The following is a 13,355-nucleotide window of genomic DNA, read 5'->3' as shown; positions in this document are numbered from 1 at the left end:
GTTTAGATAGTGTTGATAAGACTGACGGACACGTTCATCTAGATGGGGTGGACAGTGCATCGAATCTGCCACCTGGCGCAGCTCATCACGCAATTCCTTGTCAATTGACATACGCGTCTCCTCCCGTCATTCCGAATTGTTTCCGGAGTTCCTTCAATGCCAGATGATGCCTGGATTTCACTGTGCCAACGGGGATTTGCAGAATGTCTGCGATTTCTTCCAGAGCATAATCGTGAAAATAACGCAGGATGACGACCACACGCAGTTTGTACGACAATTGGCGGACAAGGCCGAACAGATCATGCTGCATTTCGGACTGCAGGACAGCTTTATCCGTCCAGTCGCAATGTTCGCTGATCAGCTGGCGATTTCGTTCAAAGAGGCGAATTCGCCGCCAGGCCTTTCTTTTCCAATCCTGTACCAGACGGACCGTAATTCCGTGCAGCCAAAACCGGAACGGACGATTCGGGTCGTAGGTGTGAAATGAACGCCACATGCGCATGTAAACCTCATTCACGATATCCTCAATATCTTGTTTGTTGTAGACGAGAAAAGCAACCGTCCGATAGACGTCCTGGTGAGTCGCCTGATAGACAAGGTGAAAGGCCGACTCATCGCCAATTGCTGCTTTTTCAAGCCATATATGTAACTCGTTATCATTCATAGGGGCCCCTCCTGAACAGGTTACAACCCTTAATTCGCTCCGGCAGCGAGAAAGGTTCAGTAAGAGATAAAATAAAACAGGAAGGAGCAGTGCCGGCTGGCAGCTGCCCCTTGCATTCATTCGTTATGAAGAGGAATCGTCATTTCCAATTCGTTGATGTAATCTATATGAACACTTCCGTTTGTTACAAAATGAATGGACTGCGCTTGGCTTAATGCAGGGAATTCCACAACAAATTCATAGTTCTCCTGATTAACTACCTGTAGTCCCCTGTGTGTAATGGTTGTACCTGAATCGTCGTTTATCCAGAATACCATTCCATACGGATCGTCACCGACAGCACGATAATGAACAATAGTTTTATCTGGAAGCCTCTCAATCTGCGTGATCTCAAAACGCCCCCGTTCACCTTGCTCGAGAATAATCGGCTCCTTAACAGATGGCATACGGTCAACACGGACGCTATTATCCACTGTTTTTTCGATAGTCTTATAATAAGCTTTTACAGTTACAGATTGAGGCATGGATTCTAATGGGGTAAATTTGAGCTCCGAAGTCATGTTCATCATATTATTCAATTTCTCGCCATAACCGTGTTCATGTATGGTTTGCAACCTGATTCCCCGTTCATCAAATAACGCGTACTGCGGCACAGTTTTGCCTTCAGGCAGTTTGGTGTTCATGACCAAACCTATTGTTCCTGGAGAGATCTGTATTTCTTGAACGGTTGCCGTCAAATTCTGGTGCGTCTTACTCACCATTGGGGTAACAATACGGCTTTCGGTTTTATTAACTTTGAAATCAAACTCAAACCTTTTATCCTCCATGCCTTTGATGAACACGAGCAGCTTTAGATCAAATGAATCAGGAAGTGCATACTCTGGCATGTACTGAATAACAGTGGTATCTGTTATATTGTCGTTTGAAGGTGCCATATCAGAGCCGCTTCCCGGAAAGTGCACACTTTTTCCATTGATGACCGGCTCTACTTCTAATATCTCTTTAATACCGTCTGGCGAGTGCTGAACAATGCCGACGGACAGACGCGACCCATCGTAGAAGACTTCTGTAATCGTGATGGTTACCCCGTCGATTGTAACGCTTTGTTGGATGGGAGTGGTCAAGTTTTTCTCCTCTGCTGTTTGCAGACCCAGATCACCTGCAAGTTTAAATACGGACTCGATGAACGGAATTTGTTTTAGCGTATTAGCCATGGCTGGAGAGATGAATCCCGCTCCTATAATACCAACAACCAGGAGTGCAGCGGCGGTCGATACGTAAACGATAGTTCTAGTAAGACGCTGTTTACGTTTGGATGTTAACGGTGGTAGAGAAGCCAATGTATGATCGATACGGTTTCTAATCATATCAGGAAGTTCATGTGGAGAATCTTCAATGAATGGTCTAATTTCTTCATCAATATTAACATGGTTCATAGCCAACCTTCCCTTCCTGAGTGTATTTGAGCCAATCAGCAAGTATTTTTCTTGCCCGGTGGAGTCTAGCTTTAATTGCTCCTTCTGAGGTTCCAAGCGTTTCAGCAATTTGCTTAAGGGAAATATCTTCAAAATAATATAGAATAACAACGATTCGCAGTTTTTCATCTAATCGATCAACGGCCTCTCTCAGATCAACTTTCTCATAATCGGAGAAGTAGGCGGCACCGAGCAGGTGTTCATCAACCTTCGTAACAGTCTTCTGCTTCTGGAGTATTTTGTTACATTCATTAATGAGAATCCGTATGATCCAGGTTTTAAAGAAAGCCGGTTCCTTTAAAACATTTATCCCCGAATATGCCTTGAGGATCGTCTCCTGTATAGCGTCTGCACAATCCTCATCTCGTCTGAGGATTGATTTAGCTACCCGATATAAACTTAGCTCGACATTTTTTATGAGACGGACAAAAGCCTCCCGATCCCCTCTTTGGGCAGTTATTACATCTTGTTCCATTTGCACATCGAATGTCCTCCTTCACAACTTTTCAAGTTCTAGTGATTAGATCGGGGAGTAGGGCATTTGGTTACATGAAGTTAGACAAAAATATACCATTTCTAATAAAATAGTAGTCTCCTTGCAGTTAGGGGAGGGGCTTCGAGGCCATGAAGGAAGGGATATAAAATAAACTCTCCTTTGGGAAGATGGATTCCAGCCATCTATATCTCAAGGAAGAGTTTTTTTAAATATCATATTGTCTGCTTATTGGGATTCCGATTCGGACGATTCCGCTAGTTTCAACTTCAGCCAGCCTTCCACTGCACGAAGAGGAGATGAAATCAGAAAGGCATTCCCATTGGAGGGCTGGAGATCCGTAGTTTCAACCCATTCTCCATCATCCTCGGGCGTAATAAATTCCCATTGTCTGTTGGGCAATTGCGTGAGCGGCATGACATAGCTTTCTCCTCCTGCAAGAAGCGGTCCAAGATAAAAGGTCAGATAGAGCCTTTTTAATGCAGCTTCAATTCGATCTTGGGGAAGTTGATGTTCCGAAACAGGCAGCATACCGCTAATGAGATGTATACTTGCATAAGGATCCATAATCAGGGATAAAGCTGTACCATTTGCTTGATCATCAGCAGGAACATCAACCTGATGATTATGTTTGAAATAATCGGACGCATATCCGGTATCGGCAAAAGAGCTGTTGAACTGTTTATAGCCGGTCTGACCATCATGGACAAAAAAACCAATCGCGCCATCTCCCGTGTGATGAGTTTCGCCAATCCATAGAGGCATTTTAAACGGTTGGATAGAGATATCCGGAGGGGAATCTGGCCCTTTGAAGGTATCAAAAAATTTATAAACTTCAGGCGGCCCGGCCTGAACCAGCTTTACAGATGCTTTCACCAAGGCAAGCGGCTTTCCTGCATATTGGCTAAGACCGCTAGAACCTGCGGAATCTGGCTGATGGATTTCCCACAGGGCCGAGTCGATCAGGTCAAGAAACGGGGTGAGCACATCCTCCTGATGTTCTCGGCTTCGGCGCAGAAACTCATTCAGAAAAGCCTTCATATCCGGGTTTATTCCATCGGGCAGTCCTGCCGTGCCTCCCCCCAATGGCTCTCTTTCCGGCGTGCCCGGCGCATTTCTCCAATGGATTCGATCCCCGTCAAAAGCCGTTACAATCAGACTTCCGAGCATATAACCATCTTCATCGTAAATCAATAAGCTTTGATCCAAATAATTAGGAATCATCCAGCCGCAAATTGGAGAATCCGGAAGATTAAAGTCACAGTTTGCCCCGCTGCGTGCCTGAATCCAGTTGAATTCGAGCCGGGTGGGCTGCATGAAACGCGGAGGAAGCATCATGTACTGTCCAATCGGAACAGGTGACATTCTCATATCTTCAGCTATCGCATATTGATCGCATCGTATCTCCTGAAATTGACCGAATGTATCAATCAATCTGAGTTTATCCAGCTTAAACCAACCTCCCCTTAAAGGGGAAAAGAACGAGTTGAACAACGGTTTTTCTGCAGCAAATGAACCAAGCGCGTTCCTGACAAGGTCAGCCAGCTCCGCACTTCCGTTATTGAACACCATGATAGGAAAACGCAGCGCAAGCTGACTCATCAAAAAACGTTCATTGAAGCCTTCCAAGGTCTGAGAGAGGTAGTCTAATTGAGTCAAGTCACCATACGTCTGCGCATCCTCTACGCCCAATTGCTTAAGCGTCATAGCATGAAGCTGTTCTGCGATATGGGGGGTCAAAAAAATCCTGCCCTCCATGACCACTGACTCCCGGGTATCCGGTTCGTTAGTGTGATACACATAATCCGTTCCTTGAAAATTCCAGTTATCCAGCTTCGGATGGCTGCCGACAAGATTTTGATCCGGATAATACAGTCCCCGCCAGCACAGGAGTACAGGATTCCATGGTTCTCTCCATACATTCAGAAACATCGGGTCAGGCAGCTCATGCTGTATACCTCTCTTAGTGAAGTCCTCCAGCACTTGATTAACGACTTTCAGCAAATAGTTATGCTCATCCTCCGACAACGGCAGGAGATCCAGCTGCTGACCGATTAATGGTACCAGGAGCTCCGCAATGTCCGATGTGAACAGCAGCGCTTCAAGCAGCAGCTCAGGATAAACCCCTTTAACTTGCCCCCTGGGAAGGAGCTGATCTGTATGAAGGGATAGCGAATAAAGATTTTCCCTGAATTTAAAATCAAACTTCAAAGATTTAATCGTCTGGCCAAGCAGCCTGCACTTTAGAAGCCCTCCGTCAGCGGGATTCGAATCGAAGAGATTCCCGCGACTTGCGCCCGAGAGGAGGAGAACCGGCGAATTGGGCTCGTAGAACCGGTCGCCCGCCGTCTGCTGCAAATCATAGAAGCTCTGGATAGAATCGGACAATTGTTGCTCCAGGGTCTTGAGGTGTTCCCCGAGATCTTCCAACGCGGATTCCGTAAGATTCAGCGACTGGATTTCCCTCGCCAATTCATACTCATATTGTTCCATCCGCTCTTTTGCCGGTTCGTTGCCCATAGGTGTAATGGTATAGGCAGTAATAATATATTTGCACCAGAGATCGTAGATCGCCGCACGTTTCGCATCTGCATCAGATTGATGTTTATAACGGTTACGGAGTCCTTGCTGCAGGTTCCGGAAGAGACGCTGCTCATCTGGGGATAAATCTGGAGGACCCTGTTGATTATCGTCGCTAATGCTGCTTTGCAGTACATAGCTGTTCTGTTCCGCAGCAATTTGAAACCGCCTCTCATGGTCTGTGTAGTCTGCATGATAGATGCCGTTCAAGTTCATAAGCTTATGACTTTGATCATGTAATAAGACACGCATCAAACGCTCGTTCGATAAGTTATTTGCAGCATGCAAAGCAGAAACCGCTTCAACGGACGAATTGCCAGCGGCCAGTTTCGGCATAGGAAGACTACTGATAAACCGGCCGTTGTAATCCTTGCCGTCATCGACCCAACTCAGGCCGGTTACAACGCCGTGCAGAACGGGGAAGGCGGGATAGATCAAACCTTCCGGAGGCATCCATCCATATCGGTTCCTGCAAACCTCCTCCGATTCGATCAAGGCAGGATAATTGTGGTAATAGCCCCGTATGACGTAGCTGACGCTGATATCTTCCAGGCGATTCCCAGACTGGTCCATCAGTTCATCATAAAAGCCGAATACATTGACATGGTAGGGGTACATGGCAGAAAAGGCGGGATTACCAGGCCCCAGTGCGTTAAGGTTTTGAAGCCTTTCCAGAGGCTCGTTCAAATTCGCTTCAAAAGGGAAGGAGCGGCCCAATATCCGGTAAGGGGACAGGGGATCATCAAGCTTGGGATAAGTCAAACTATCTTCATTTCCGAAATTCGGGCCTCTTTCTTTTTCCATCGCATCACTTTCGACGATCCAGTGCCTGCATAATACCTGGTCAGGTTGTCTCTTAGTTGACCATAGCCGGGAAACAATCCAGCGGTTAGGCACCACAGGATATGCCGGCTCAAGATCTTCCTCGTTTTGCACTCCCTGTCTTAGGCCTTTAGGCAATATCCAGCTCAGATGGATTCCCGGCTTTTCCTGTGTCTTTTCGCCCATGTTGGGGGGGGGGACTTGATCGCCTAATGGATCTCTGGCGATTCTGGAAAAATTATCAGCGATATCAGCAAAGACAGTAGGAGACGGAGTTTGTCCGACCATCATCGCTTGGACCTTCATTGGTACACACAGTATATTACTTTTGGGCAAAGTTGGTATTCTCATTCCCAGGCACCTCACTCCATTCCATATTCATAGCCGTTAATGCCATGTACTCTTATTCGTCTTTCCGGATCACTCTGCCGATATAGGGAGTTTTAATCATCTGTAGCGCAAACTCGGCGGAAGTGACCTCCTTTTGAAAATATGTCTCCATATTCTTTGCCGTTTGGTATACATCGATGGTTCGCATATCTTTGTTTTGCAGCACGACTTCAACCGAGTCCGATTCAGAGAGCAGCTCGCCGCTATCCAAATCTCTCAATCGCTTCGAAAACTCTCCATTAATTCGGTTGAATCCGAAGAAAAAACCTTCCGGCGGCTGAGCCATTTCAAGTGTATACGGGACTCCTTCAAACAGTCCGATCAGCACATCATCGGACAAAAGTTCAATTCGCAATGCCCGCAGGGAGGTCCCTTGAGAAGAGAGGGCTTTAAATTCCAGCCCTCTCCAGCCGCGGACCAAAGGCGAACGCAGAAGAAATCCGCCTATGGCTTGTACTTCATCTTCTAATTCTTTGGGCGTAACGGTCTTGTTCTGAAGCAAGGGACGGACAGCCTTCACTCGTTTACCGATTTGGGTAATTACTGCATCTATTAATTCTTGATCGTGGGTCAGGTCCAGTGACGCATTTCTTCCCAAGCTGCAAGCTCCGTCAACTAGTGCCTGAAGCCAGTTAGGATTCACATAAAACAAACGAATGGAGTTTGCCGGCAGCATCGATTCTGCAGGGATCAAGTAATGAAAAGGCAAGTTCACCAGCAAGCATAATTGGCTCAGCCAGGCGATCAATTCATCGTCGTGGGGTTCCGGACTAACAGGCTGATCCTTCGCAAGCGCAGCAAGCTCTCCCAACACACGGCGAACCTGCCTGCGAATAACATGTGGCGAATTATCCCAATCCGTCCGGGCTTGCATCAGAAACCACCTCATTCAGCAAAGTTTTGTATCGCTCATTAAGCTGCTCTATAAGGATTTTTTTTGCGCTGGCTTGTGAGCCGGTGCTTTCGGGGTCTCGAGCTTTTTTAACGAATGAGTAACCGATTGAGCGCTGTTCCTCCCAATCACGGACCCCTTTATCATGTAGAGGAGAAGAAAGATGCATGCTTAAGAGACCTTGATAGACCGAGGTCCGGGCGAGCGTTTCATTGCTCTGGCGCCACGAATACAGCTTTTGGGCATAAGATTGATCCGACAGCGCCATAGATCTTCCGATCTGCCATGCGCTGGAATAGCGAATATCCATCATGCCTAATTCCGGATCATAAGCAAGCAGCTGATCAGCAAAACGTACGCTTTTGACCGTTTTCTTCGGCTCATCATAAGGAACTAGCGGAGACTGATACCACGACACAACTTGGCTTCCGTCCCGTACATGTTGATTCATCGGATAGTATCCGAGTCTGCACAGCCTCTGAATTTGCTCGTTATTTCCATGGTAAGGGGTTGACAGCATAGCGGCATCCAGTGAAGCAAATGCCGACCCGTAATCAAAGTCTCTTCGGGCCATCGAGAAATGCCAGTTAGCCAGCACGATCATCCTGGCCGTATGGACATTGGCCAATGTGTCAATTCGGCTTTGTTTGCTGGCAAGACAGGTCTCGTATCCTTCCAATGATACGAGACAAGCGGTATGACGAATGATCTGGCGGTCCTCGTCGGGCTCCAGACAAAACCGGTTCGTGACAACTGTAGCAAACCAGTCATCCTTAACGGCAGCATCAGTCACTTTGCGATCCAGGCTTACGCCCTTACCGTGAGCGAGCAGGGATAAAGCTTCAGGATACGGTAATAGTTCTGATAAGAGCTTCGTCGGAATATGTACGTAGGTGCATGGATCTTCCGGTTTTTCATGCTCTTCGAGAAGGAGAGAAGGGACATAAACTCCAGCTTCCGCCTGCAGGGCTTTTCCAACAGTGCTTTCGTGAAGCCGGATGTCTTCCGTCTCGTCGAACACAAGAAGAGCGAGCCAGGGCATGTGTGATTGGCCTTTAAGCAAAGCCCGCTCCCAGGGAAGGGTTCTGCGATTCAGTACGATATGGGGAAGACATTCCGCATAGTTGCCGACAGCCTCTCTAGGCGGGTAGACGGAATAGATCTGATCTGGAGATAAGAAAAATCTTTCGGAAGTAACCTTGAAGTCGGTATTTTCACTTGCGAGCCGGCAGTTGATGCTGGTAACCTGTTCAACCTGAATACGGTAGGTTCCGGCTTTCAACGGCGGTTCACACCTTTGCGAGAAACGGATAGACTCTCCCATAATTCTGGCTCCTATCTATGTGTAATGGTATGACCTAGCTTCCTGGGCTGCCTATCGTACGAAGAACGGGCACCGCGAATAGTACGGCATGCGGATCAACGGCCAGCGTTCGCGCTTGTATCTGATTCCAGGTTCCAAAAGCCTCCGCTGTATCCGTCAAAAGCTGGTCACGATGGGGGTTATTCTTGATCGTGTCCTTTAGAATGTTCATGACGGTTTCCGGCTCGGCGGGATATACCTGTGCCGGTTCATACACGGGAGGGAGATAAACCGCTGTTCGGACTACCAGCTCGGAAGAGCTAAGAACAGATTCGGCGTAGGTTCCTTCCCTGGGAAGGATATGAATTAATGAAACAGGATTTTCTACGTTAATGGACATGCCTATGGGCAAATCCCTAATCAAAGGAGTATCCGGGGCTGGCGACCTATTGCCCCACAAGGCGGAGGGCATATTCCTCAGTTCTGGGACGGCTTGAAGTAATGGCAGGGATTGTTCATCTCCCACTCTTGTGATCCTAACATGCTGTTCCATTTGAACATTGCTCAGTCCCATCGGCACAATACCGAATTCTGATTTCTTCTGCAGCAGCCTCTTTCCATTAAAGAACAGATCGGAGCAAGGCGTCTTCTGCTCGATCGTAAAGCCGGCCCTGAAGCCGTCTACGACATAAACGACTTTACCATCCGCATTTTGATATTGATTAAGAAGACCGCTGCTAATGGTGACACTTCCGAGTTGAGCTTCGCGGGCTGCCGCAGAAGTCCCGGGCTCAAGCGTGGCTTTACCGTTTCCGAAAGATCCGGGAATAAAACTATCTGCAAATTCATCCCATCCGATTGTTCTTGTCTCATACGGATGGTTATCACCAAAACCGATGGTAAAGGAGATAATGGTCCAGTTAATATTGACCTTTCCAGAAAATCTGGGTCCCCAAAGCGATAAACCCGCTCCCATTTCCACCTTAAACGTTTTGCCTATGCCGAATATCTTAATGCGGTAAGAAACGCCTACGGATATCTGTACTCTGGCTTGATAAAAAAACGGCTTCCATTTGAGAATAAAATCTGCCGCTGCATAAAACCAGGCTTTCAGATTTCCCGACTCAAACAGCAGCTGCAAGCTGACTCCGGCCATTAAACAAGAGGGAGTCACGGCTAAGTAGGATTTACCCTTAATAGAAATATTGCGGTTTATGATCCAAGAAACCCCGAGTGGCGGTATGAATGGGTAATGAACATTATGAAATGCTGGATGATGACACCCGCCCAAGGTGATGATGAAATCGCCACTATATGTTCCTTTAAACCAGAAGCCGATCGCAAATCCGCCCGTTAGTTTGCATGCAGGATCAAACAGGAATGAACGGCCTGTCAAAGCCGCCTTAACCAGCAGCTCGCCATTTCCCGGATCGAAGACCGCTTGCAGTGCTAGTTCAGCCCGCATAATAGGGCTTACTCCTGTTACTTTAGGCGGCATGGATGCATTGGATAAACCGAGCAGGGAAATGACCAAGCGATTCCCCGTTTCAATAGTAAGAAGAGCAAAACTCTCCAAAACGCCATACGTCGTAAAACGGACGCCTGCCGATATAAAATACTGGCCAGAAGCGGGTACTATTGTCTTGCTCATTGCGCTCAAAGCCAGCAGCGGCGGGGTATCGGGCTTAAGTGCCGTATTGTCTCCCATGGCCGCTCCCACCAAAGGGAAGGACCGGACTTGGCTCAAGTCGGGCAATCTTAAAGAACGATTCACTCCAAGGCCAAACGCCAAACCGTTGACAAAGAAGAAAGGCGGTCCGCCAAGGGGTATACCCGTCATCAAGTAAGCAAAAAATGTCATCTCACCGCTTCCGGGCATCTCGCCGTAGGAACCGATGGCTTGCAGGCTGTATTGACCGATGTTCAAGCCTAGAACCCCGTTGTACAGCACCGCTTCTTCGGGTGACTTATATAATCCCCCCGTCAGGCTGAATCCCTGTCTTTCCATTGTGACCATCAAACCGCCCAGGCCAAAGTCGAAGTCATTCAGATCCTTCAGAGAAGTCGAAACGTTAAGCTCAAAAAAGTCTAGTCTGATTAACGAAACGGTAAAGCTTGCGTCGAGATATAAGGTAAGCTCCGATTCCGCCAGGCTAACTCCGATTTTGGAGAAATACAGGACGCCGAAGCTTTTATGAATGTCAAGCCAATGGATGGTTTTCTTCTGAGGCTGAGATGATTTTCCTGATGCTTGAGGCAATGCAAGATTATTCTTTAGAGATTGGGTATAATCTATATCCAGGTTTACAGCACGCTGCTTGATGACCAGACTTGCAAGAATAGAAAATATAAATTCAACATCCGCTGTATAGCGCAAATGCAAACCTTCAAAGATGAATCCGTCTCCGGGATTACAGAATCGCCCGATGATAGGGAGACTGGAAAGCTCCAGCCTCCGGTCATAATCCAAAGCCAATTCATAGCTCCTCGTCAGATTGGCCGGACTTTTCCATGTTTCCAGCGACAAATTGCCAAAGTGACGAATGATCGCTTCGAAGCGTAATTTGTCTTCCGAAGAGAGATATTCAAGTCCAACAGATTCAACAAATAGTTCAAAGTTTAAAAACTCCGGAAATACGATATCAAAATTATCGGCGATCTCATTCAATTGGAAAGGAATTCCCTGGTTGATCCATTTCCCCGCAACGACAAGTCCTTCTTTGGCCTTGAGAAAAACAATCTGAAAAAGTGCATCCCCGATGTTAAACTCACTGTGCAGCACAACGGTCAATGATTTAGCGGATTCAGCATCGTTAGCTTTCATGTTTTGACGGCTCCTTGGTTTAAGTTAAGAGCTGATTAATATCTTCAAGCTGCATTCGTTCTATGATTTTCTCCCGGTTAGTGTTATAGACGGCTATGCCGAGAGATTTGATATTAAAGATCTTCAAACTTGCATCGGGTTGAACCGGATTTAAAATGACAAAGTTAAAGGCGTACTCACAAGGCTTGGAATTAGCTTTAATGCTGGAAGAATCAACGTAAACGAAGAGTTGGCGGATTTGAACTTGAATATCTGCGATCGTTTTCAGACCCAGCGATTCAAGTGTAGACTTCATGCTCTCCTCGGTAACCTTTTGACCACCGCCAAACGACTCGATGATCTTATTAATCTCGGTAACCAGCTCCGTCAGCGTCATGCTCTGAGCTTCAGGATCGGTAGGCATGACGAGAATTTTCGTTTTCTTTTCGTCCTCTCCGTTTTGTCCCTTGATTACTTGATACTGATAGACGCCTTTAAGATTACAGTTCAGAATTGTCAAATCAACAAAAGCCAGAACATTGTTGCCTCCTGCAGCTTCAAAATTGGATACAGCTTGACTCATTTCATTCATCCTCTCCACGCAAATGGTTTAGTTATAACTGATGTATAAGAAAGCTGCGATGCTGAATCGCCAAGAGATGTTTTAACCGGCGTACTGATTGAACCGCTCCATTCTCTGATTGAGTCCTTCCTTGACCTCAAAACGAATATTAACAAAGGGAGGTAGGTCGCGACTATTCCTCGTTCGGTTACTTTTGACGGAAGAGAGGTATCCGTTCGGGTACTGTTCGTTCCCAATGGAATGCTGTGGGCAACTGACGTCTTAGCACCCTGACTAATAAGCGGCTATGCCACTTAGCGATAAACCCGTTGACTATTCAGTTGAACTGTATTATTGTATTATTTAGTTCAACTGTATAGTTCAACTGAATAGCTGGAGGTGAGTATATGAAGCATAAGCTGCTGCCATTGTCAGAAACTATGCATTATATTCTTTTAGCTTTGCGTGAGCCGCTCCATGGCTATGCCGTAATGCAAAAGATAGAGAAGATGAGTAACGGTACTGTTATATTAGCCGCCGGTACATTATACGGTGCGGTTGAAAACTTGGAGAAGCATGGCTGGATTGAGCCTGTCGGAGAGTCAGGCCGGAGAAGAGTCTATATGATAACTGCGGAAGGAAGGAACATATTGGAAAAGGAACGAAGCAGGCTATCGCATATTTTATCCCTGTACGAAGGAAGTGAATGGAATGAAGAAATTTAAGATTTTTTTTGATATAGAAAAAGAGGAGAAGTGGCTGAATGAGCAATTACAAAAGGGCTATCGTTGTACAAATATAAGCGGACTAGGGATATACACCTTCGAAAGAACCGACAAGAGATATGTAATGCGTCTGGATTATCAAGATTATTTGCCTAAGAGGAAGTTCAAAGATTACAAAGGAATTTATGAAGACTTCGGCTGGACCTATATATCTGGCTCTTGGCTTGTTGGAATTCGATATTGGCAAAAAGAAGATGATGATCAAAATGAGCTCTTCTCGGACCGCCAATCAATGAGTAATTATTATAAAAGATTGATGAGTTATTCATTTGGTTCAGGTATAGTCTTACTGACTTTTTCTTTTGGGCTTTATAAAAATACAGGTATATATCAAACTGAAGGTCTTTGGAGTATGGAAGGTGCATTATTTTGGAAAGCATTTATCTTTGAAACGCCTTTTGCCCTCTTGAGGCTGCTTCCCGCCCTTATGGTCGGCTTCTTAGGCAGCAGTTACTATAAAGCTTATCGAAAGTATTCAATGTTGAAGGAATAGTAGAGGATATCCCGGCAACAGGAAGAGATTCTGGTACGGCTGTTCCGACTTATATGATCGGGCGCCTTTTGGAGTCTCACCTTAACTTGCCGG

The 13,355-nt window shown here is 46.4% G+C and carries 10 protein-coding genes; 2 read left to right on the top strand and 8 right to left on the bottom strand.

Annotation, left to right across the window (positions count from 1 at the left end; genetic code table 11):
• Positions 1-100: 100 nt before the first annotated feature.
• From L1N82_RS04195 to L1N82_RS04160, 8 genes are all read right to left on the bottom strand, one after another.
• The gene (locus tag L1N82_RS04195; RefSeq protein ID WP_235286099.1) at positions 101-664 is read right to left on the bottom strand and encodes a sigma-70 family RNA polymerase sigma factor; all 564 of its coding nucleotides are present in this window, start codon (positions 662-664) and stop codon (positions 101-103) included.
• A gap of 116 nt (positions 665-780) precedes the next feature.
• Complete coding sequence (locus tag L1N82_RS04190) at positions 781-2,100, bottom strand: DUF4179 domain-containing protein (RefSeq protein WP_235286098.1); 1,320 nt, start codon at positions 2,098-2,100, stop codon at positions 781-783.
• Complete coding sequence (locus tag L1N82_RS04185; protein WP_235286158.1) at positions 2,087-2,614, bottom strand: sigma-70 family RNA polymerase sigma factor; 528 nt, start codon at positions 2,612-2,614, stop codon at positions 2,087-2,089. The genes L1N82_RS04190 and L1N82_RS04185 overlap by 14 nt, the downstream gene beginning before the upstream one ends.
• A 246-nt stretch (positions 2,615-2,860) precedes the next feature.
• On the bottom strand, positions 2,861-6,016 hold the full coding sequence (locus L1N82_RS04180; RefSeq protein ID WP_235286097.1) for a hypothetical protein: 3,156 nt from the start codon (positions 6,014-6,016) through the stop codon (positions 2,861-2,863).
• A gap of 421 nt (positions 6,017-6,437) precedes the next feature.
• Complete coding sequence (locus L1N82_RS04175; protein ID WP_235286096.1) at positions 6,438-7,298, bottom strand: hypothetical protein; 861 nt, start codon at positions 7,296-7,298, stop codon at positions 6,438-6,440.
• On the bottom strand, positions 7,273-8,640 hold the full coding sequence (locus L1N82_RS04170; RefSeq protein WP_235286095.1) for a hypothetical protein: 1,368 nt from the start codon (positions 8,638-8,640) through the stop codon (positions 7,273-7,275). The genes L1N82_RS04175 and L1N82_RS04170 overlap by 26 nt, the downstream gene beginning before the upstream one ends.
• Before the next feature lie 34 nt (positions 8,641-8,674).
• Positions 8,675-11,443 (bottom strand): DUF6603 domain-containing protein, encoded by a 2,769-nt coding sequence (locus tag L1N82_RS04165; RefSeq protein WP_235286094.1) that lies wholly within the window; start codon positions 11,441-11,443, stop codon positions 8,675-8,677.
• 19 nt (positions 11,444-11,462) lie between these two features.
• The gene (locus tag L1N82_RS04160) at positions 11,463-12,005 is read right to left on the bottom strand and encodes a hypothetical protein (protein WP_235286093.1); all 543 of its coding nucleotides are present in this window, start codon (positions 12,003-12,005) and stop codon (positions 11,463-11,465) included.
• 386 nt (positions 12,006-12,391) lie between these two features.
• On the opposite strand from L1N82_RS04160, the gene L1N82_RS04155 reads away from it, so the two are divergent.
• Entirely contained in the window at positions 12,392-12,709 is a 318-nt protein-coding gene (locus L1N82_RS04155; RefSeq protein ID WP_235286092.1) for a PadR family transcriptional regulator, read from the top strand.
• Positions 12,696-13,262 (top strand): DUF2812 domain-containing protein, encoded by a 567-nt coding sequence (locus tag L1N82_RS04150; RefSeq protein WP_235286091.1) that lies wholly within the window; start codon positions 12,696-12,698, stop codon positions 13,260-13,262. Before L1N82_RS04155 ends, L1N82_RS04150 begins: the two co-directional genes overlap by 14 nt.
• The last annotated feature ends 93 nt before the right edge of the window (positions 13,263-13,355 follow it).

This window comes from Paenibacillus tarimensis (genome assembly GCF_021532315.1).
Lineage (GTDB): Bacteria > Bacillota > Bacilli > Paenibacillales > Paenibacillaceae > Paenibacillus_I > Paenibacillus_I tarimensis.
Note: the sequence above shows the minus strand (reverse complement) of the source record. Positions and strands in the feature narration are given on the sequence as shown.

Bases quoted from the DNA above. Each gene is read 5' to 3' on its own strand.
- L1N82_RS04150 (WP_235286091.1), top strand. From the start codon at position 12,696: ATGAAGAAATTTAAGATTTTTTTTGATATAGAAAAAGAGGAGAAGTGG.
- L1N82_RS04180 (WP_235286097.1), bottom strand. From the start codon at position 6,016: ATGGAAAAAGAAAGAGGCCCGAATTTCGGAAATGAAGATAGTTTGACT.
- L1N82_RS04165 (WP_235286094.1), bottom strand. From the start codon at position 11,443: ATGAAAGCTAACGATGCTGAATCCGCTAAATCATTGACCGTTGTGCTG.
- L1N82_RS04190 (WP_235286098.1), bottom strand. From the start codon at position 2,100: ATGAACCATGTTAATATTGATGAAGAAATTAGACCATTCATTGAAGAT.
- L1N82_RS04160 (WP_235286093.1), bottom strand. From the start codon at position 12,005: ATGAGTCAAGCTGTATCCAATTTTGAAGCTGCAGGAGGCAACAATGTT.
- L1N82_RS04170 (WP_235286095.1), bottom strand. From the start codon at position 8,640: ATGGGAGAGTCTATCCGTTTCTCGCAAAGGTGTGAACCGCCGTTGAAA.
- L1N82_RS04185 (WP_235286158.1), bottom strand. From the start codon at position 2,614: ATGGAACAAGATGTAATAACTGCCCAAAGAGGGGATCGGGAGGCTTTT.
- L1N82_RS04195 (WP_235286099.1), bottom strand. From the start codon at position 664: ATGAATGATAACGAGTTACATATATGGCTTGAAAAAGCAGCAATTGGC.
- L1N82_RS04175 (WP_235286096.1), bottom strand. From the start codon at position 7,298: ATGCAAGCCCGGACGGATTGGGATAATTCGCCACATGTTATTCGCAGG.
- L1N82_RS04155 (WP_235286092.1), top strand. From the start codon at position 12,392: ATGAAGCATAAGCTGCTGCCATTGTCAGAAACTATGCATTATATTCTT.